The 19,995-nt window shown below is 69.7% G+C and carries 18 protein-coding genes and 1 tRNA gene; 11 read left to right on the top strand and 8 right to left on the bottom strand.

Features of this window, described 5'->3' with window-relative positions; genetic code table 11:
- Nucleotides 1-33: 33 nt before the first annotated feature.
- Nucleotides 34-2,766 carry a pyruvate dehydrogenase (acetyl-transferring), homodimeric type gene (gene aceE / locus OG302_RS28575; RefSeq protein WP_371529393.1) on the bottom strand — a complete coding sequence of 911 codons (2,733 nt, stop codon included), beginning with the start codon at nucleotides 2,764-2,766 and terminating at the stop codon, nucleotides 34-36.
- Between the two features lie 413 nt (nucleotides 2,767-3,179).
- Between aceE and OG302_RS28580 the strand changes: the two genes are divergently transcribed.
- The 6 genes from OG302_RS28580 (at nucleotide 3,180) to OG302_RS28605 (ending at nucleotide 7,846) form a co-directional block, all read left to right on the top strand.
- Complete coding sequence (locus OG302_RS28580; RefSeq protein ID WP_361827694.1) at nucleotides 3,180-3,617, top strand: DUF3052 domain-containing protein; 438 nt, start codon at nucleotides 3,180-3,182, stop codon at nucleotides 3,615-3,617.
- A 210-nt stretch (nucleotides 3,618-3,827) separates the two neighbouring features.
- Entirely contained in the window at nucleotides 3,828-4,295 is a 468-nt protein-coding gene (locus tag OG302_RS28585; RefSeq protein WP_371529394.1) for a peroxiredoxin, read from the top strand.
- Nucleotides 4,296-4,434: 139 nt separating this feature from the next.
- Complete coding sequence (locus OG302_RS28590; RefSeq protein WP_361827689.1) at nucleotides 4,435-5,010, top strand: TerD family protein; 576 nt, start codon at nucleotides 4,435-4,437, stop codon at nucleotides 5,008-5,010.
- Between the two features lie 149 nt (nucleotides 5,011-5,159).
- Entirely contained in the window at nucleotides 5,160-5,735 is a 576-nt protein-coding gene (locus OG302_RS28595; protein WP_371750258.1) for a TerD family protein, read from the top strand.
- A 64-nt stretch (nucleotides 5,736-5,799) separates the two neighbouring features.
- Entirely contained in the window at nucleotides 5,800-6,942 is a 1,143-nt protein-coding gene (locus tag OG302_RS28600) for a DUF475 domain-containing protein (RefSeq protein ID WP_371529395.1), read from the top strand.
- A 160-nt stretch (nucleotides 6,943-7,102) separates the two neighbouring features.
- Nucleotides 7,103-7,846: a Tellurium resistance gene (locus tag OG302_RS28605; protein WP_371529396.1), complete on the top strand. Its 744-nt coding sequence runs from the start codon at nucleotides 7,103-7,105 to the stop codon at nucleotides 7,844-7,846.
- A 119-nt stretch (nucleotides 7,847-7,965) separates the two neighbouring features.
- On the opposite strand, the gene OG302_RS28610 is transcribed toward OG302_RS28605, so the two are convergent.
- Nucleotides 7,966-8,871: a TerD family protein gene (locus tag OG302_RS28610; RefSeq protein WP_371529397.1), complete on the bottom strand. Its 906-nt coding sequence runs from the start codon at nucleotides 8,869-8,871 to the stop codon at nucleotides 7,966-7,968.
- A gap of 181 nt (nucleotides 8,872-9,052) precedes the next feature.
- Here OG302_RS28610 and OG302_RS28615 point away from each other — a divergent pair, with 181 nt between their 5' ends.
- From OG302_RS28615 to OG302_RS28630, 4 genes are all read left to right on the top strand, one after another.
- The gene (locus OG302_RS28615; RefSeq protein ID WP_371529398.1) at nucleotides 9,053-10,264 is read left to right on the top strand and encodes an HpcH/HpaI aldolase/citrate lyase family protein; all 1,212 of its coding nucleotides are present in this window, start codon (nucleotides 9,053-9,055) and stop codon (nucleotides 10,262-10,264) included.
- A gap of 117 nt (nucleotides 10,265-10,381) precedes the next feature.
- Nucleotides 10,382-12,982, top strand: coding sequence for a phosphoribosyltransferase (locus tag OG302_RS28620; RefSeq protein WP_371529399.1), 2,601 nt, complete (start codon nucleotides 10,382-10,384; stop codon nucleotides 12,980-12,982).
- A 77-nt stretch (nucleotides 12,983-13,059) separates the two neighbouring features.
- Nucleotides 13,060-13,815 carry an HAD family hydrolase gene (locus OG302_RS28625; RefSeq protein WP_371750259.1) on the top strand — a complete coding sequence of 252 codons (756 nt, stop codon included), beginning with the start codon at nucleotides 13,060-13,062 and terminating at the stop codon, nucleotides 13,813-13,815.
- 56 nt (nucleotides 13,816-13,871) lie between these two features.
- Nucleotides 13,872-14,090 (top strand): zinc ribbon domain-containing protein, encoded by a 219-nt coding sequence (locus OG302_RS28630; protein WP_371529400.1) that lies wholly within the window; start codon nucleotides 13,872-13,874, stop codon nucleotides 14,088-14,090.
- A 30-nt stretch (nucleotides 14,091-14,120) separates the two neighbouring features.
- Here the strand turns inward: OG302_RS28630 and OG302_RS28635 are convergent, their stop codons facing one another.
- The 5 genes from OG302_RS28635 to OG302_RS28655 all read right to left on the bottom strand — a co-directional run bounded on the left by OG302_RS28635 (nucleotide 14,121) and on the right by OG302_RS28655 (nucleotide 19,133).
- Complete coding sequence (locus OG302_RS28635; RefSeq protein ID WP_371529401.1) at nucleotides 14,121-15,092, bottom strand: sugar kinase; 972 nt, start codon at nucleotides 15,090-15,092, stop codon at nucleotides 14,121-14,123.
- The gene (locus OG302_RS28640; RefSeq protein ID WP_371529402.1) at nucleotides 15,089-15,757 is read right to left on the bottom strand and encodes a bifunctional 4-hydroxy-2-oxoglutarate aldolase/2-dehydro-3-deoxy-phosphogluconate aldolase; all 669 of its coding nucleotides are present in this window, start codon (nucleotides 15,755-15,757) and stop codon (nucleotides 15,089-15,091) included. Before OG302_RS28640 ends, OG302_RS28635 begins: the two co-directional genes overlap by 4 nt.
- Nucleotides 15,758-15,818: 61 nt before the next feature.
- Nucleotides 15,819-16,424 carry a DUF4383 domain-containing protein gene (locus OG302_RS28645; RefSeq protein WP_371529403.1) on the bottom strand — a complete coding sequence of 202 codons (606 nt, stop codon included), beginning with the start codon at nucleotides 16,422-16,424 and terminating at the stop codon, nucleotides 15,819-15,821.
- A 199-nt stretch (nucleotides 16,425-16,623) separates the two neighbouring features.
- Nucleotides 16,624-18,003 carry a hypothetical protein gene (locus OG302_RS28650; RefSeq protein ID WP_371529404.1) on the bottom strand — a complete coding sequence of 460 codons (1,380 nt, stop codon included), beginning with the start codon at nucleotides 18,001-18,003 and terminating at the stop codon, nucleotides 16,624-16,626.
- Between the two features lie 308 nt (nucleotides 18,004-18,311).
- Entirely contained in the window at nucleotides 18,312-19,133 is an 822-nt protein-coding gene (locus OG302_RS28655) for a DUF4097 family beta strand repeat-containing protein (protein ID WP_371529405.1), read from the bottom strand.
- Between the two features lie 203 nt (nucleotides 19,134-19,336).
- Between OG302_RS28655 and OG302_RS28660 the strand changes: the two genes are divergently transcribed.
- A tRNA-Val gene (locus tag OG302_RS28660) sits at nucleotides 19,337-19,408 on the top strand.
- 44 nt (nucleotides 19,409-19,452) lie between these two features.
- Here OG302_RS28660 and OG302_RS28665 read toward each other — a convergent pair.
- Nucleotides 19,453-19,959, bottom strand: coding sequence for a two-component system response regulator (locus OG302_RS28665; RefSeq protein WP_371529406.1), 507 nt, complete (start codon nucleotides 19,957-19,959; stop codon nucleotides 19,453-19,455).
- Between the last annotated feature and the right edge of the window lie 36 nt (nucleotides 19,960-19,995).

A 19,995-nucleotide genomic window follows, 5' to 3' on the forward strand; every position in this document is an offset into this window, starting at 1 on the left:
ACGGCGGTTACCACTGGTCCTCGGCAGCAAGGCCTAGGCGTCGCCCCCAGCGGCGCCCGGGTCGGCCGCCGTGACGTCCAGGAGCTGGTAGCGGTCGATGGCCTGCTTCAGTACGGAGCGGTCGAGCTTGCCCTCGCGGGCCAGCTCGGTGAGCACGCCGACCACGATCGACTGCGCGTCGATGTGGAAGAAGCGGCGAGCCGCACCGCGGGTGTCCGCGAAGCCGAAGCCATCGGCGCCCAGGGACTGGTACGTGCCGGGGACCCAGCGGGAGATCTGGTCGGGGACGCTCCGCATCCAGTCGGAGACGGCCACGAACGGGCCCTCGGCGCCGGACAGCTTCTGCGTCACGTACGGGGTGCGCTGCTCTTCCTCGGGGTGCAGGAAGTTGTGGCGCTCCACGTCGACCGCCTCGCGGCGCAGTTCGTTCCAGGAGGTCGCCGACCAGACGTCCGCCTTGACGTTCCACTCCGAAGCGAGAATCTGCTGGGCCTCGACCGCCCACGGCACCGCGACACCGGAGGCGAGGATCTGCGCCGGGATGGCGCCCTGCTCGCCCGCCTTGTAGCGGTAGATGCCCTTGAGGATGCCGTCGACGTCCACATCGGCGGGCTCGGCCGGGTGCTGGACCGGCTCGTTGTAGACGGTGAGGTAGTAGAAGACGTCCTCGCTGTCGGGGCCGTACATCCGGCGCAGGCCGTCCTTGACGATGTGCGCGATCTCGTAACCGAAGGCGGGGTCGTAGGCGACGCAGCCAGGGTTGGTCGAGGCGAGCAGCTGCGAGTGGCCGTCCGCGTGCTGGAGGCCCTCGCCGGTCAGTGTCGTGCGGCCGGCGGTGGCACCCAGGACGAAGCCGCGGGCCAGTTGGTCGGCCATCTGCCAGAACTGGTCGCCGGTGCGCTGGAAACCGAACATCGAGTAGAAGACGTACACGGGGATCAGCGGTTCGCCGTGGGTGGCGTAGGCCGAGCCAGCGGCGATCAGCGAGGCCGTGCAGCCGGCCTCCGAGATGCCGTCGTGCAGCATCTGGCCGGTCGGGGACTCCTTGTAGGCGAGGAGCAGTTCGCGGTCGACGGCCTCGTACTGCTGGCCGAGCGGGTTGTAGATCTTCGCGCTCGGGAAGAAGGCGTCCATGCCGAAGGTGCGGTACTCGTCGGGGGCGATCAGCACGAAGCGCTTGCCGATCTCCTTGTCCCGCATGAGGTCCTTCAGGATGCGGACGAACGCCATGGTGGTGGCGATCGACTGCTGACCCGAGCCCTTCTTCGCGGTCGCGTACGTTTTGTCCTCGGGGAGCTGGAGGGGCTTCGAGCGGACGACGCGGGTCGGGACGTAACCGCCGAGGCCCTGGCGGCGGTCGTGCATGTACTGGATCTCTTCCGAGTCACGGCCCGGGTGGTAGTACGGCGGGGCGCCGCCCTCCAGCTCCTTGTCCGTGATCGGGATGTGCAGACGGTCGCGGAAGCCCTTGAGGTCGTCGGCCGTCAGCTTCTTCATCTGGTGCGTGGCGTTGCGGCCCTCGAAGTTCGGGCCGAGCGTCCAGCCCTTGACCGTCTGCGCCAGGATGACGGTCGGCTGGCCCTTGTGGGCCTTGGCCGCCGCGTAGGCCGCGTAGACCTTCTTGTGGTCGTGACCGCCGCGGCCCAGGTGCAGGATCTGCTCGTCGGTCATGTTCTCGACCATGGCGCGCAAGCGGTGGTCGTCGCCGAAGAAGTGTTCGCGGATGTACGAGCCGGTCTCGGTCGCGTACGTCTGGAACTGGCCGTCGGGGGTGGTGTTGAGCCGGTTGACCAGGACGCCGTCGCGGTCCTGGGCGAGCAGCGGGTCCCAACTGCGGTCCCAGACCAGCTTGATGACGTTCCAGCCGGCGCCGCGGAACTGCGACTCGAGCTCCTGGATGATCTTGCCGTTGCCGCGCACCGGGCCGTCGAGGCGCTGGAGGTTGCAGTTGACGACGAAGGTCAGGTTGTCCAGGCCCTCGCGGGCGGCGATGGAGAGCTGGCCGAGCGACTCGGGCTCGTCCATCTCGCCGTCGCCGAGGTAGGCCCAGACGTGCGACTTGGAGGTGTCGGCGATGCCGCGCGCCTCCATGTAGCGGTTCATCCGCGCCTGGAAGATCGCGCCGAGCGGGCCGAGGCCCATCGAGACGGTCGGGAACTCCCAGAAGTCCGGCATCAGCCGCGGGTGCGGGTAGGACGAAAGCCCGTTCGGGGCCTTCGACTTCTCCTGGCGGAACGCGTCGAGCTGCTGCTCGGAGAGCCGGTCGAGGAGGAACGCGCGGGCGTAGATGCCGGGGGACGCGTGTCCCTGGAAGAAGATCTGGTCGCCGCCGTCGCCCTCGTCCTTGCCGCGGAAGAAGTGGTTGAAGCCCACGTCGTAGAGCGAGGCCGACGAGGCGAAGGTGGCGATGTGGCCGCCGACCCCGATGCCGGGGCGCTGGGCGCGCGACACCATCACCGCGGCGTTCCAGCGGGTCGCGTTCAGGACCTTGCGTTCGATCTCCTCGTTGCCGGGGAAGAACGGCTCGTCCTTGGTGGCGATCGTGTTGACGTAGTCCGTGCTGCGCATCTCGGGCACGGCGACGCGCTTTTCGCGCGCGCGTTCGATGAGCCGGAGCATCAGGTAGCGGGCCCGCTCGCGGCCGCGTTCGTCGACCGCGGCATCGAGGGAGTCGAGCCACTCCTGGGTCTCTTCGGGATCGAAGTCCGGGACCTGACTCGGCAGGCCGCCAATGATGATCGGGTTGCGATCGGATCCGGAAGCCACGCTGTTCCTTCGCTGTTGGGGCTTTCGCCTGGGTTCTGCCTGGCTGTGAGACGTTCCCCATCGTGTACCGCGTAGGCGGAATCGTCATCTCTACTGAGAGGTAACCGAGGGGTCCGCCCGGCGGCCCTGGGGTAGGCTCGACCAAATCGCAACGATACGCCCATCCTGCCTAGCCGGTTCGTAAGGCCGTTCGGACCTCAGTTCCGATCGGTGTCGTGCGAGCGAAGTGCGAGCGGAGAAGGATCTGGCAGGTGGGCCTTGAGTTGCGTCGACACGGCCGGGAACGTCACCGTTTCAGCGGTCTTGACGGCCGGGTACTTGCGCGATCCGGTCCGCCCGTGTGGACTACCGCCAATGTCCCGCGCACGCGCGTGGATGAAGGCATTCCCGAAAACATGATCAGGAGGCAAGCCGTGAGCGCGACCGCGGACCACGCGGAGGAGCGGACCAACCCTGCCGCGAGGCTGGGATTCCAGCCCGAGCAGGTGGTCCAGGAGATCGGCTACGACGACGATGTCGATCAGGAGCTCCGCGAGGCCATTGAAGGGGTGATCGGCAGCGAGCTCGTCGACGAGGACTACGACGACACTGCTGACGCCGTAGTGCTGTGGTTCCGCGAGGACGACGGCGACCTGACGGATGCGCTGGTGGACGCCACCCAGCTGATCGAAGAGGGTGGCGACCTCTGGCTGATGACGCCCAAGACAGGCCGTGACGGCTATGTCGAGCCGAGCGACATCAACGAAGCGGCCACGACCGCCGGCCTCGCTCAGACCAAGAGCATCAACGCGGGCAAGGACTGGACGGGCAGCCGTCTGGTCACGCCGAAGGCGGCAGCCAAGAAGCGGTGAAGCTGCCGCTCAGGCAGCAGGAAGTCGACTGAGCCAATCGCTGTGAGCCCCCACCGACGCATGCCGGTGGGGGCTCACGCGTGCGCGTGGGCCGCAACGAGCGGCGAGGGAGCGGCGAGGGGAGTGTCCGCCCTGCGGGGTGATCGGACGAAACGCCCGTTGCGTAGGGTGGTCATCACCCGAACAGCCCCATCGAAGGGATGCGAACTCATGGCGCTCGCTGGACTCGCGACCGGCACCAAGGCCCCGGACTTCGAGCTGAAGGACAACCACGGCCGGACCGTGAAGCTGTCGGACTTCCGCGGCGAGAAGAACGTGGTGCTGCTCTTCTATCCGTTCGCGTTCACCGGTGTGTGCACGGGCGAGCTCTGTGCGCTGCGCGACGAACTTCCGAAGTTCGTGAACGACGACACCCAGCTGCTCGCGGTCTCGAACGACTCCATGCACACCCTGCGCGTCTTCGCCGAACAGGAGGGCCTGGAGTACCCGCTGCTCTCCGATTTCTGGCCGCATGGCGAGGCGTCGCGCGCGTATGAGGTCTTCGATGAGGACAAGGGCTGCGCGGTGCGCGGCACCTTCATCATCGACAAGGAGGGCGTGGTGCGCTGGACTGTCGTCAACGGCCTGCCGGACGCCCGCGACCTCAACGAGTACGTCAAGGCGCTCGGCACCCTGTGATTCCTCAGGGGTGACACCCTGTGATTCTTCAGGTGCAGAGCCTGTGGCGGCCGGGAACCGGTCACTAGGATCCACTCGTTGATCCGATGGCAAAGCACGACTGGGGCTCCCCGCCCCTGGACATCAATTGGGAGGACCTGTGGGAGTCAGCCTCAGCAAGGGCGGCAACGTATCGCTGAGCAAGGAGGCGCCCGGCCTGACCGCGGTTCTGGTCGGCCTGGGCTGGGATGTCCGTACCACCACCGGTACGGACTTCGACCTCGACGCGAGCGCCATTCTGACCAACGCCGAGGGCAAGGTCAGCAGCGACGGCAACTTCGTGTTCTTCAACAACCTGAAGAGCCCGGACGGATCCGTCGAGCACACCGGTGACAACACCACCGGTGAGGGCGAGGGCGACGACGAGGCGATCAAGGTCGACCTGGCAGCCGTTCCGGCCGACGTGGACAAGATCGTTTTCCCGGTCTCGATCTACGACGCCGAGACCCGCCAGCAGTCGTTCGGCCAGGTCCGCAACGCGTTCATCCGCGTCGTGAACCAGGCGGGCGGCGCGGAGATCGCACGGTACGACCTCTCCGAGGACGCCTCGACGGAGACGGCGATGGTCTTCGGTGAGCTGTACCGCAACGGGGCGGAGTGGAAGTTCCGCGCCGTCGGCCAGGGCTATGCCTCGGGCCTGCGCGGCATCGCGCAGGACTTCGGCGTCAACGTCTGAGCCGAGTAACGCCCTCCGCCTTGTCGTCCGGCGCCGCACACCACGAGTGCGGCGCCGGACGTGCTTAAAACTCTTGCTCCCGGGCAGTGCTCCCGAACCAATGGGGGACCGGGGAATTCTTGCTCACGAACCACGGGGAGGACCACATCATGGGCGTCACGCTCGCCAAGGGAGGCAATGTCTCCCTCTCCAAGGCCGCACCGAACCTCACACAGGTCCTGATCGGCCTCGGCTGGGACGCGCGCTCCACCACCGGAGCACCCTTCGACCTCGATGCCAGTGCGCTGATGTGCAACTCGGGCCGGGTCATCGGTGATGAGTGGTTCGTCTTCTACAACAACCTCAAGAGCCCGGACGGCTCTGTCGAACACACCGGCGACAACCTGACGGGTGAGGGTGACGGGGACGACGAGTCGCTCCTGATCGACCTCGCCAAGGTTCCCGCCAACTGCGACAAGATCGTCTTCCCTGTCTCGATCCATGAGGCGGACAACCGCGGCCAGACGTTCGGCCAGGTCAGCAACGCTTTCATCCGGGTGGTCAACCAAGCGGACCAGCAGGAGCTCGCTCGGTACGACCTCTCCGAGGACGCCTCCACGGAGACCGCAATGATCTTTGGCGAGGTGTACCGCTATGGAGGAGAGTGGAAGTTCCGTGCCGTTGGGCAGGGGTACGCGTCAGGTCTGCGGGGCATCGCTCTAGACTTCGGGGTCAATGTTTCGTAAAGCCGGGGACCGGCGCGGGGGAGACCGCTAAACGGGAGCCCGTACACACACGATTGGGTAGCCAGTGCTTCTGAAAACCTTCGGCTGGTCGTTCGCGGTTACCGCGCTCGGCCTGGCCGCGGCGGTGTTCTACGGGGGGTGGACAGGGTTCGGGATCGTGGCGATCCTGTCGATCCTCGAGATCTCGCTGTCCTTCGACAACGCGGTGGTCAACGCCGGGATCTTGAAGAAGATGAGTGCCTTCTGGCAGAAGATCTTCCTCACCGTCGGTGTGCTGATCGCCGTCTTCGGCATGCGGCTCGTGTTCCCCGTCGCGATCGTGGCCATCAGCGCCAAGATCGGCCCGATCGAGGCTGTGCGTCTCGCGCTCGACGACAAGGACAAGTACCAGCAGCTGGTGACCGACGCTCACCCGTCGATCGCCGCGTTCGGTGGCATGTTCCTGTTGATGATCTTCCTCGACTTCATTTTCGAGGACCGTGACATCAAGTGGCTCGGCTGGCTGGAGCGCCCGCTGGCCAAGCTCGGCAAGGTCGACATGCTGTCGGTCTGCATCGCGCTCGTCGTGCTCATGATCACTGCGATGACCTTCGCCACCCACGCCCACCAGCACGGTGGCGCGCATGTGGACAAGGCGCAGACCGTGCTCATCTCCGGGATCGCCGGACTCATCACGTATCTCGTGGTGGGCGGTCTCTCGGGCTTCTTCGAGAACAAGCTGGAGGAAGAGGAGGAGCGCGAGCACGAGCAGGAGGAAGAGGCCAAGAAGAGCGGCAAGAAGGTTCCTGCCGTCGTCCTGGCCGGCAAGGCCGCCTTCTTCATGTTCCTGTACCTCGAGGTCCTGGACGCGTCGTTCTCCTTCGACGGCGTCATCGGTGCCTTCGCCGTCACGAACGACATCGTCCTGATGGCGCTCGGTCTGGGCATCGGCGCGATGTACGTCCGTTCGCTCACGGTCTACCTGGTCCGCCAGGGCACCCTCGACGACTACGTCTACCTCGAGCACGGCGCGCACTACGCGATCGGCGCCCTCGCCGTGATCCTGCTCGTCACGATCCAGTACGAGATCCACGAGGTGATCACCGGCTCCGCCGGCGTCATCCTGATCGCCTGGTCCTTCTTCTCCTCGGTCCGCCGCAACAAGAAACTGGCGGCAGCGGAGGGCAAGGGCTCGAACGAGAAGACTGAGGTCTCTTCCGGCGTCTGACGTGATGTCCGGCCCAGGGTCGGACACGTCCCCGGAGTGTGACGCGGGGAAGAGTGAGGAACGCTTCTGAACGGGGCGGCCATCGAGGACGAGTCCTCCTGGCCGCCCCGTGGCATTCGTAAGGGGCCCAAGGGGCTCCGGTACTTTTTTGGGGGCGGCGATGTCCTTCTGGGACGGTTTGTGGCGTGGGCGCTCGATGGACTACGAGTCGGGCAGTGCGGCGACCAACTCCATCGAACTCACGAAGCGGCACCCGACGGTCTCGCTCAACAAACAGGGCGCGTCCACCGGCAACCTCCGGGTCAACCTCTCCTGGCAGATGCGCACGTCCGACATCATCGGCAAGCCCAAGGGCGGCGGCCTGCTGCGGCATCCCTTCAGGATGTTCCAGCCCGACGTCGTGCAGGCGCACACCCAGGGCGTGGTCAACGTGGACCTCGACCTCGGTTGTATGTACGAGACGGTGGAAGGCGCCAAGGGCGTCGTACAGCCGCTGGGCAGCTTCTTCGGCAGCCTGAACGCCCCGCCGTACGTGAAGCTGAGCGGCGACGACCGGTTCGGTTCGCCGTCGGGCGAGACGATCTACGTGAACCTCGACCACCGGGAGTCGATCAAGCGGCTGCTGTTCTTCGCCTACATCTACGACCAGACGCCGGCCTTCGACCGCACGCACGCCAAGGTCACGCTCTACCCCAGCAACGGCCCGCGGATCGAGATCGACCTGGACGAGCGCCAGCCGCAGGCCCGCTCCTGCGCGATATTCACGCTGGAGAACGTCAAGGGCGAGCTGGTCGTGCGCCGAGAGGTGAAGTTCGTGTACGGCTTCCAGGCCGAGCTCGACCGGCTGTACGGCTGGGGGCTGCAGTGGGGCCGTGGCTACAAGTCGAAGGTGGGCGGCACCTGAAGCGCCCGGACGGCTCCGGGCGCCCTCTTCCTGGCCCCGACAGCTGCCGCACGCACCTCAGGAGCCCCGCAAGTCTCGCGCGCCTCACACGTCCCGCGCGGCCCGCGAGCCCCGCACTCTCAGCGTGCGAGGAACTGCGGCCCCTGGGGCGGCAGCCGGAAGTTCGGGTCGGGCATCGGGGCCACGGGCTGCGGATAGCCGTACGAGGGCTGCGGCACCGGCGGCGCCTGGGCGGGCGCGTGCTGCGGGTAGCCGTAGGACGGCTGCGGGGCGGGCTGGTGGCGCGGCGGCGCGGGAGGGTAGCCGTACGAGGGCTGCGGGGCCGGGGCGGGGAAGGGCTGCGGAGCCGGAATCTGCGGGGCCGGAGCCTGAGCCTGCGTGGCCGGTGTGGGCATCGGCTGAGGCTGCGCCTGCCGCTGGGGGTACGGCTGCGGGAGCGATGCCTCGGTCGTCGGCTCGGGCACCGCCTCCGACTCGTCCACGGAGATCCCGAAGTCGCCGGCGAGACCCTCCAGGCCGTTCAGATATCCCTCGCCCAGGGCGCGGAACTTCCAGACGTCACCGCGGCGGTAGAGCTCGCCGCAGATCAGGGCCGTCTCGGCGCCCGTCTGCGGGGTGATGTCGAAGTAGGCGAGCGGTTCGGCCTCGCCCGCGCCGGCGTCGTACAGCAGGATGCGCAGAGCGCGTACGTGTTCGAAGGCGACGTTCTCGGCGGAGGCGACGAGCAGAACTCGGCTCACCGCGGGATCCAGGCCCGCCATGTCCGTCTGAATCGTGTCGGTCAGGCCCTCGGAGAGGCCCTGGGCGACGCGCTTCTTGCCGAGCCGCCAGACCTTGCCGGACGGATGGCGCGGCTGGTTGTAGAAGACGAAGTCCTCGTCGGAGCGCACGCGGCCGTCGGCGCCGAGCAGCAGGGCCGACGCGTCGACGTCCGGGACGCCCTGCCCGGGGGTCCAGCGCAGCACGGCGCGGACGGCCGTGGCTTCGAGCGGGACGTTCGACCCCTTCAACATCGCGTGCGTCATGCGGTCATCCTGCCTTCCCGGGTTTGGACGGGACAACGCGGGGGTGACGGTGTGTGGCCTGTGTGTCCGTCATGGCCGAGTTACTTGAATTTCATGCCCATGGGGAACCCTTGACACCCGTCCCTACGTACTATTACCGGCCACATCACGTCGGGTCGCGCCGACGAGTACAGGGGAAATAATGCGTCATTTCGGGCATATCGCCCCAGAGGTGCGACAGCGCCTCTTTCATCGGGAGCCGTGCGCCTTCACCGCGGACTCCTCCCCGCGTCTGCTCGCCGCCGCCCTGGGAGCCACGCTCTACAGCCCTGCCACGCGCCCCCGCCTCGCCGACGACATCCTGAAGCAGGCCGGGCGTGGCGTGATCTCGATGGTGCTCTGCCTGGAGGACTCGATCGACGACGCGGAGGTCGTCGAAGCCGAGGAGAACCTGGTCAGGCAGTTCGCCGACCTGGCGGAGCGGGACAGGACGGAGCGGGACAGGACGGGGCAGGACGGAGCGGCCCGGGACGGAGCGGAACCGCCGCTGCTGTTCATACGGGTCCGGACCCCCGAGCAGATACCCGACCTGGTGGACCGCCTCGGCTCCGCCATCCGGCTGCTGTCCGGATTCGTGCTGCCGAAGTTCACCGAGGAGCGCGGCGTCGCCTTCCTGGAGTCGCTCGCCGCGGCGGAAGCCGCCAGCGGCCGTCGGCTCTTCGCGATGCCGGTCCTCGAATCGCCCGAGCTGCTGCACCTGGAGAGCCGCTCGGAGACCCTCGCCGGCATCGCCCGCACCGTCGACAAGTACCGCGAGCGGGTGCTGGCGCTGCGGCTCGGCGTCACCGACTTCTGCTCGGCGTACGGACTGCGCAGACCTCCGCACATGACGGCGTACGACGTCCACATCGTGGCGTCGGTCATCGCCGACGTGGTCAATCACCTCGGCAGGGCCGACGGCACGGGCTTCACCGTGACCGGACCCGTGTGGGAGTACTTCCGCGTCCAGGAGAGGATGTTCAAGCCGCAGCTGCGCCGGAGCCCCTTCCTGGAGGGCCGGGCCGAGGAACTGCGGCAGGCGCTCATCGAGCACGACATCGACGGGCTGCTGCGCGAGATCGAACTCGACCGGGCCAACGGCCTGCTCGGCAAGACCTGCATCCACCCCTCGCACGTGCTGCCCGTGCACGCGCTCTCGGTCGTCAGCCACGAGGAGTTCAGCGACGCCGAGGACATCCTGCGCCCGGAGCGGGACGGCGGAGGGGTCATGCGCTCGACGTACACGAACAAGATGAACGAAGTGAAGCCGCATCGCGCCTGGGCCGAGCGGACCCTCCAGCGCGCCGAGGTCTTCGGCGTCGCGCGCGAGGACATCGGCTTCGTGGAGCTGCTCACCGCCGGGCTCTCCGGCTGACCACCGCCGCTGGGCCGGACTCCGGCCGCCCAAGGCAACGCCTGGGCCGGACCCGGGCCGCCCAAAGCACGCAAGCAACGCAAGCAACGCAAGCAACGCAAGGACTGTGCGAGGACTGTGAACGACGACGTGGTGTGGTCAGGGACGTGGGTCGCCGAGCGGCTCGGTGTGGAGCTGGCCGGGGACGCGGGGCTGAGCGGCATGCTCGGCCTCGCCCTGCGCCGCAACCCGAAGCGGGCGCACCTCCTGGTGTCGAACGTCCTCGGCAAGCATGTGCCACAGCTCCCTTCCGTCGTGTACGCGGCCGGGCACGACCTCGGTGAACGGGTGCGCACGCTCCTGGGCGACGCGGAGGCCCGGCGCGCGGTCGTGCTCGGGTACGCGGAGACGGCGACCGGCCTCGGCCACTGCGTCGCGGACGGCATCGGCCTCGCGCCCTACCTCCACTCCACGCGTCGCCCGGTCGACGGAGTGCGCAGTGCGGGCGGCTTCGAGGAGTCCCACTCGCACGCCACCTCGCACCTGCTGCTCCCCGAGGACCCCCGACTGCTCACCGGGGACGGTCCGCTGGTCCTCGTGGACGACGAGTTCTCCACCGGCAACACGGTCCTCAACACCATCCGCGCCCTGCACGAACTGCACCCGCGCGAGCGGTACGTCATCGTGGCCCTCGTCGACATGCGCTCCCCGCGGGACCAGGGCCGCCTGGCCGACTTCGCCCGCGAGATCGGCGCGCGGGTCGACCTGATCACGACGGCGTCCGGCACGGTGAGCCTGCCGGACGGCGTCCTGGAGAAGGGGCAGGCGCTGGTCGAGGAGTACGAGGCTTCGGAGCTCCCCGCCCCGCGCCGGGAGGGCGGCGCGGTCACCCGGGTCGACCTCGGCTGGCCCGCCGGAGTGCCGGACGGCGGGCGCCACGGCTTCGCCCCCGAGCACCGGGCGGCACTTGAGGCGGTGCTGCCGGGGATGGCGGAGAGGGTCGCGGAGGCGCTGGCTGCGGAGCCCGCGGCCGGGGCCACGCCCCCGCGCCGCGTCCTGGTCCTCGGCTTCGAGGAGCTGATGTACGCGCCGCTGGCCCTCGGGGTGGCGCTGGAGGAGCGGCTGCGCACCGACGGCACCGACGCGGAGGTGCGGTACTCCACCACCACCCGCTCGCCCGTACTCGCCGTCGCCGACCCCGGCTACGCCATCCGCAGCCGCCTCGTCTTCCCCGCGCACGACGCGCCCGCCGACGGACCCGGCGAGAGGTACGCGTACAACGTCGCGGGCGGCGGCTTCGACGCGATCGTCCTCGTCGTCGACTCCGTGGCGGACCGCCCCGAACTCCACGCCCCCGACGGCCTGTTGGCCCAGCTCGCCGCGCATGCGCCGCGGGTGCTGCTCGCCGTCGTGCCCTCGTACGTCCCCGGGCCGGCGTCCGGGCGAATATCCCGGCAGGCATCCGAGCAGGCATTCGAGCAAGCCCCCCGGCGCATCCCTGAGCGCATCCCTGAGCGCACCCCTGAGCACGTCCCCGAAAGGCCCTCCATGCTGCCCGAGCCCCTTCGCGGCCCCGACTTCTCCTCGTACGCGGCCGAAGACGTCGGCTGGCTGCTCCAGGACCTCTCGGACGTGAGCCTGGAGGCGCCCACCGAGGAGCGCGAGGAGGCGATACAGAGCGGTGGCGCGCACTACGCCGAATCGCTGCCGGTCGAGTACCAGCCGAGCCAGCAGTACCAAGAGCTGTTCCGCGCCGCGCTCGGCACCTCCGCCGCCCGCATCGCGCAGGCCGTCGGCACCGTCACCGAGACCGTGCTCGCCGAGCTCCCCCACAGCCGAAAGCGCGGGGGGACCCCTACCCCCCGCCCCGTCCTCGTCTCGCTGGCCCGCGCGGGCACGCCCGTCGGCGTACTGATGCGGCGCTGGGCGCAGCACCGGCACGGCCTCGACCTGCCGCACTACGCCGTGTCGATCGTGCGTGGCCGCGGCATCGACGCCAACGCGCTGCGGTGGCTCGCCGCCCACCACGACACGGCCGACGTCGTCTTCGTCGACGGCTGGACGGGCAAGGGGGCGATCACGCGCGAACTCGCCGACGCGGTAAGGGAGTTCGAGGAGTCCGGTGGCCCGGTCGGCTTCAACCCGGAGATCGCCGTCCTCGCCGACCCCGGCTCCTGCGTCCGCACCTACGGCACCCGCGAGGACTTCCTCATCCCCTCGGCCTGCCTCAACTCGACGGTGTCCGGCCTGATATCGCGCACCGTCCTCCGCGCGGACCTCGTCGGGCCCGACGACTTCCACGGCGCGAAGTTCTACCGCGAGCTCGCCGACGGCGATGTCTCCCTCGACTTCCTGGACGCCGTCGCGGCCCGCTTCGACGAGGTGACCGACGCCGTCGACGCCCAGGTCAAGGAGCTGCTCTCCGCCGACAGGGCGCCGACCTGGGAGGGCTGGGCCGCCGTGGAGCGGATCAGCGAGGAGTACGGGATCCACGACGTGAACCTGGTCAAGCCGGGCGTCGGCGAGACCACGCGTGTCCTGCTGCGTCGCGTGCCCTGGAAGATCCTTGCGCGCGCGGGGGCGGGGGCCGACCTCGACCACGTACGGCTCCTCGCGGAGCAGCGAGGCGTGCCGGTGGAGGAAGTGGCCGAACTCCCTTACACCTGCGTCGGATTGATCCACCCTCAGTTCACGCGCGGCGCCACCGGCACGGACGGCAAGGCGGTGGCCGCCAAGTGAGCACGCCCCGCCGGGTCCTCGTGGCCAGCGACCTCGACCGCACCCTCATCTACTCCGCCGCCGCCCTCGGCCTGACCATGCCCGACGCCGAAGCGCCGCGCCTGCTCTGCGTCGAGGTGTACGAGAGCAAGCCGCTGTCGTACGTCACCGAGACCGCCGCCGGGCTCCTCGACGAGGTCGGCCGCGGCACGGTCTTCGTGCCGACGACCACGCGTACGCGCGAACAGTACGGCCGCATCCATCTCCCGGGGCCCGCACCGGAGTTCGCGATCTGCGCCAACGGCGGGCACCTGCTCGTCGACGGGGTGTCCGACCCCGAGTGGCGTGCGGGCGTCGGCCGCCGCCTGGCCGCCGAGTGCGCCTCGCTCGACGAGGTCCGCGCGCACATGGTGCGCACCGCCGACCCGGCCTGGCTCCTGAAGGAGCGGGTGGCCGAGGACCTCTTCGCCTATCTGGTCGTCGAGCGCTCCCTGCTGCCGGACGGCTGGGTCAAGGAGCTCGCCGTGTGGGCGGAGGGGCGCGGCTGGACCGTTTCGCTGCAGGGGCGCAAGATCTACGCCGTGCCGAAGCCGCTGACGAAGAGTGCGGCGGTGCGTGAGGTGGCACGCCGTATCGGCGCGGAGGAGATCCTCGCCGCCGGTGACTCGCTCCTCGACGCCGATCTGCTGCTCGCCGCCGACCGCTCCTGGCGACCGGGGCACGGCGAGCTGGCGGACACGGGCTGGAGGGCGCCGGGGCTCACGGTGCTTCCGGAGCGCGGGGTCGCGGCGGGGGAGGAGATCCTGCGGGGGTTCCTCGCGGCGTCGGGATCACCTGGGACTGCCCACGGGTGAACCGCTGCGTCGCCTGGGACTGCCCACGGGTGATCCGCTGCCGTTAGCCTTGGCCCATGCCCCGATACGAGTACCGCTGCCGTTCCTGTGGTGACACCTTTGAGCTGAGCCGCCCGATGGCCGAGTCCGCCGCCCCCGCGTCCTGCCCCGCCGGGCACGAGGACACGGTGAAGCTGCTGTCGACGGTGGCCGTCGGAGGCTCGGCCTCGACGTCCGCCCCTGCCCCGCAGGGCGGTGGCGGAGGCGGCTGCTGTGGCGGGGGCTGCTGCGGCTAGCGAGCCTGCCGACTCGGCGGGGCTGTGGCGCTAGCGGATCACGGTCCCCGGACCCGCTCCCAGCAGCCCGAGCTCCGCCCGTGTGGGCGCTCCTTCCCAGTCCCCGTGTGACGCCACAGCGAAGGCGCCCGTGGTCACGGCCCGGTCGAGGCGGCCTGTTACGTCCTCACCGTCCAGCAGTGCGGACAGGTACCCGGCGACGAACGCGTCCCCGGCGCCCACGGCGTCCACCGCCCGCACCGGACGTGCCGGTACGTGCAGTTCGCCGTCGGTGGTGTGCGCGGTCGCTCCGTCGGCGCCGAGCTTCACCACGACCTCGCCGACGCCCCGCGCGAGCAGCGCGCGGGCCTCGCCGGGGGTGGCTTCCTCCGGGGCGCACAGCGGCAGTTCGTCGTCCGAGGCGATGAGGACATCGACGTAGGGAATCCAGGAACGCATGACCGCCGCGGACTCCTCGGCGCTCCACAGCCGTGAGCGGAAGTTGACATCGAGGCAGACCGTCGTGCCGTGCTCCCGGGCCAGTTCGAGGGCCCGGCGGCATGCGTCGAGGGCGGCTGGGCCGAGAGCCGGGGTGATGCCGGTGAGGTGCAGGACGCGGGGCGCGCCAGGAGCGGCGAAGGCGCCCTCGACCGCCGCCGCCGTGAGGCGTGAACCGGCGGAGCCCGCGCGGTAGTAGTGCACGCGGGTCACTTCGGGGAGCCGCGGCTCGAAGAGGATCAGTCCCGTGGGCGCGTCCGGATCACGGGTGGCGCCGCTGACGTCGACACCCTCGGCGCGCAGCGTGCGCAGCACCAGCTCGCCCGCCTCGTCGTCGCCGACGGCGCCGGCCCACCGCGTCGCGTGGCCGAGACGCGCGAGGCCGATGGCCACGTTCGACTCGGCGCCCGCGATGGACACGTCCATCGAGCCGCCGAGCTTGAGCGGGCCGCTGCCGCGCAGGGCGACCATGGTCTCGCCCAGGGTCAGGACGTCGGAAGGGTGTGCTTGGGTCAGGGCGCTCATCGGCCGGCCCCCGCGACCGCCACGAACTCCGCCGCGCGCTTGCGCAGCGCGTCCAGGTCGCCGCCGTCCGCCGCGTCCCCGATGAGCGGGGAGCCGACGCCGACCGCGACCGCGCCGAGCGCCAGATACTCCTCGGCGGCGGCCGCGTCCACGCCGCCCACCGGTACGAAGGGCATGTCGGGGAAGGGGGCTCGCAGCGCCTTGAGATAGGCGGGGCCGCCCATCGCCGAAGCGGGGAAGATCTTCAGGGCGGTGGCGCCGGCAGCGCTCGCCGCGATCACGTCGGTGGGCGTCAACACCCCGGCGGCGACGGGCAGTTCGCGCCGCAGGGCCTCGTCCACCCCGGCCCCGAGCCCCGGCGTCACGATGAGGTTCGCCCCCGCGTCCGCGGCGCGCCGTGCGTCGTCCGCGGTGAGGACCGTGCCCGCTCCCAGCCAGGCCTCGCCGCCCAGCTCCGCGCGGGCCCGGCGCAGGACGCCCAGTGCGTCGGAGCCGCTGAGGGAGACCTCGACGAGCGGTACACCGGACTCGACGAGAGTCATGACCGTCCGGAAGGAGGCCTCCGCGTCGGTGCCGCGCACGATGGCGACCAGACGCCGGGTCCGCAGGGCAGAACTGAAGGCAGTGATGAGGCCGGTGGCGGGGTCAGTGGTGAGGTCCGACATGCCTCAAGGCTCGCACAGGGGGTCCAGCGTGCCTGCTCAGGGTGGTCGGGCCGGTAGCGCGCTAGTCGGCCCGGTCAGGCTGGTCGCTCCGGTCCGAGGGGAGGGACCGCCCGGAGCGGTGAGCCCCGTGCATACGCCCGTGCCCGGTGTGCCGCACCTGCTCCGGGTGGCGTGCCTGCCAGTACGGGTTGTCGTGCGGCAGGGCGGACCCGACCCGCCCGTACATCCCGAAGATCATGAGCAGGACCCCGACCACAAAGCTGAACAGGACGTTCGGAATGCGGAAGGCGAGGAAGTTGAGGCCCGTGTCGAGCAGGGCGAGATTGACGAAGCCGCTGAGGATGAACGCGCAGCCCAGGACCATGTTGAGCGTCGACGCGAAGTTGCCGCCGATCACCATGCCGACGAAGAGGAGCAGCCCGACGCAGATCGACAGGACGCTGAGCGCGCCGTTGGTGTTCAGACCGGCGACGGTGTCGCCCCCGGTGTCGAAGAAGCCGACCTTGTCGATCAGGCCGAGGATGCCGAACGCGAGCAGGACGAGCCCCATGAGACCGGCACCGAAGCGGTAGATCGTGCTGAGGCGGTGGTCGACGGGGAGATGCTCGTTGAGCGTGACGCGTCGCCTGGGCCGCTTCGCCCCTGAGTGAAGTACATGCGTGGCCATGTCCGCCTCCTTGGAGTGCGCGAAGGACACTTCTGTACGTTGCTCCGAACTCGGAACCGCGTACTCCGAACCGCAGTACTCACCGACGTACTCGGAATCCGGCGTACGTACCTCAAGGATCCGCCCGCAAGCCTCCGACCGCCAGCAGACGGGACAGAACCCGGTCGCCCCTAGGGCCTGGCCTGGCCTCCCTGGCCCTCTAGGCCCCCTGCCCCCGCTCCTCCCGGATCTGGGAGACCACGCGGGCCACCGACTGCCGCACGGCCTCGGTCTCGGTCAGGAAGTGCCAGTAGTCCGGGTGGCGCCCCTCCAAGGAGGCCACCGCGCGGTCCAGGCGGGCGACGGACTCGTCCAGCGGGCGGGCGTGCCGCTGCTCCGGGGTCTGGCGCCCCGCCATGGCCAGGCGCTGGGCGTCGCGGATCGCGAAGCGGGTGCGCTCGATCTCCTGCTGGGGGTCCTTCGCCACCGCGTTGAGCCGCTGCAGCCGGTCGCCGGCGGCCGATACCGCCTCGTCCGTCGAGTTCAGCAGGGCGCGGACCGTGGAGAGCAGGGCGGTGGCGTCCGGCCAGCGCTGCTCTTCACGTGCCTGCCGGGCCTCTTTGAGCTTGGCCTCGGCCTGCCGTACGTTCTCCGCGGCGTCGTCCGGCACGCGCTGCAGGTCCTGCCAGCAGGCGGCCGTGAACCGCCGCCGCAGTTCGCTGAGGACCGGGTCGACCTGCCCGCTGCGGGTGGTGAGCGCCTGCGCGCGCGTACGCAGCGAGACGAGGCGGCGGTCTATCTCGGCGGCCCGCTCCGGCAGCTGCTCGGCCTCGGCCCGCACGGCTTCGGCGTCCCGCAGGACGCGGTCGGCGCGCTGCAGCGTCTCCGGCACGCCGTGCTGGCCGGCGCCTTGATTGAGCTTGGTCAGCTCGGGCCCGAGCGCGGCGAGGCGGGCAGCCAGATCATCGGCCTTGAGCCCCGCCCCTCGTACGGCATCGAGGGCGTTGCTGGCGGCGAGGAGGGTCTGCCGGGCGCGCTCGACGGCCGGGGCGAGCCGGGCCAGCTGCGTCTCCGCCTTGTCGAGCAGCGGGCCGAGCCCCTGCTGGAAGCGGTCCAGGTCCTGCTTGGCCTTGTCCAGCTCGCCCTTGGCCTCGGTGAGCTCGCTCCGCGCACGGGCGGCGACGGAGGCCTCCAGATCATCGCGGTCGAGGTCGTGCGCGTCCACCGCGCTGATGTACTTCTGGCTGGCCTCGTCGATCCGCCGGCCGATGGCGTCGAAGTCCGAGACGGCACGCTGCGCGGCGGGCGTGGAGTCGACGGCGACGATGGTCTCGATGGAGATCCGCAGATCCCGCTGGGCGGTGTCCAGCTCGTAGAAGGCCGCGGCTGCCGCGTCCTTGGCGGCCTGGGCGTCGGCCCGCATGCTCTCGCCGCGCCCGCCGAACCACCGCCGGGTGCCGCCTCCTGCGAAGGCGGCGGGGAGGGTGAGGGCGAGGAGGGGGAGGGGCAGGAGGACGAGCGTGACGGCATCACGAAGAGCGCTTCGGCGGACGCGGACGCGGGGGCGGGACGGGACGCCAGGGGACACGGCACGGGGCACGGCAGGGAGCACGCCAGGGACGGACCGCGGCCGCACGCTCCCGTGAGGACGCACATCCTCGTCCGGCAGCTCGCGAAGTTCCGGCGGCTTTGACAGCTCCGGCGGCTTCGGCGGCTCCCGGAGTTCCGACAGCTCTCGCAGTTCCGCCACTTCCGACAGACTCGGCGGTTTCGGCAGTGCTGATCTGCTCGACGTGTCTGGTGTGTACGGCTGCGAAGGTGTCGCCGTCACTATCCCTCTCCCGTGCTGTCATCCGCCTTGCCCGGTGTCACATTCTCCCACCGGTTAATGACGAACACACGGGCCGGTTAGTTCGCGCTGCGCACCGTGACTTTGCCGTCTTCGCTGCGGGCGGACACGAGGTGCGGACTACCACTGTCGCGGGGAACGGAAACATCCACGCCCCCGTCGGCCGTCTTGGTCGTCACGTCGTACGCGACGTCGCGGCCGTCCTTCTTCTCCGGCACCTCGATGGTGACGGCGCCGTCCGCGCTGCGGGCCTCGACACGGTCGGGCACGGAGTCCAGCTTCAGCCGTACGGCACCGTCCTTGGAGGTGGCGCGGACGCGCGCCGACCGGATGCCGGTGGCGTCGACCGCGCCGTCGCCGCTGGCCAGGGTGAGCGGCCCGGCGAAGTCCTTGACGCTGACGGAGCCGTCGTGGGTCCGGATGGAGAGCGGCTCCCGCAGCCCGCTCGCGCTCACGTGCCCGTCACCGTTCTCCACCTTCAGGGCCACCCCACGGGGCACCTCGATGCGGTGCTTGGCCGAGCAGGCACTGAAGACGCCGGAGCACTTCATGCGCAGGGTCAGCCGGTCGCCGTCCATGGCCCAGGTCACTTTGGGAGTGTCACCGAGCGCGGTGGACCCTTCGAACCACCGGGTCACCTTGACCTTGCTGTCGTCGGAGCCGCCGGTGACGAACTCCAGCGCGGAGTCGTCGGAGTCGACGGTCAAGGTCTTCCCCTCCAGCGCGAAGGTCCGCCGCTCCGGATCGGAGTCGTCGTCGGCGCTGGCCCCACAGGCACCGGCGAGTAGGGCGACGACGACGCCACCGGCGGCGGCGAGAGCGCGGGCACGGCGGGAATCGCTGCGGCGCTGCGTGTGTACGCGCACGGAACGGACGGTCATGAAGATCTCCCCCAGAGTGGCCACGGCAGGCGGTCCACGCCACGACTGCGGCCACCTGGCCGCCCTCAGACCGTACGAAGGAACCCCGCCCCACGGGATCCGGCCCGCTCCCGGACCAAAGGTGGGGTTAACCCCCTCCCGAGACCCCCGCATACGGGTTTGCGGCCCGGGGCCACAGGCAAGGTAGGCTGTCGCAATATCCCGGGCGCGTAGCTCAGCGGTAGAGCGCTGCCCTTACAAGGCAGATGTCGGCGGTTCGAAACCGTCCGCGCCCACCGGTACGAAGACCCCCGGCCGATCTTGGCCGGGGGTCTTCTCGTTACGTTTCGACCTGGGGGCCGGGGGTCCAGCGGGGGGCCGAGTGGCTGTCGTTCGAGGGTTTGAGGGTTCCGGCTCTTACCTGGGAGCGGAGATCGTCTATCTCCTGTTGTAAGGACTTCAACTGCTCGTAGGTGTCGAAGAGATAGCGGACCTTGGTGCGCAGGGTCAGGGGATCGATGGGCTTGAGGGCTACGTCCGCCACGCCGAGCAGGAAGGCCGCCGCGGCGATCTCGCGGCTCACGTCGAAGCCGGTCAGCAGGATGATGGGTATGGCGCGTGTCTGGTCGAGGCGCCGTACGTAGCGCACGACGTCGAGACCGCTCACGCCCGGCATGCGCACATCGAGCAGGATGAGTCCGACCTCCCCGCGAAGGATCACCCTCAGGGCGTGGTCGCCGTTGGTCACGCTCACCAGCGGGTAGCCGAGAGGGGCCAATGCGCTCTCCAGCGCGAACAGGGTGTCCTTGTGGTCATCGACTACGAGGATCACGGATTCGGACGACATGGACATGAGCCCCCTCTCTCAGTAACCACGTTATGC

Source organism: Streptomyces sp. NBC_01283 (assembly GCF_041435335.1).
Lineage (GTDB): Bacteria > Actinomycetota > Actinomycetes > Streptomycetales > Streptomycetaceae > Streptomyces.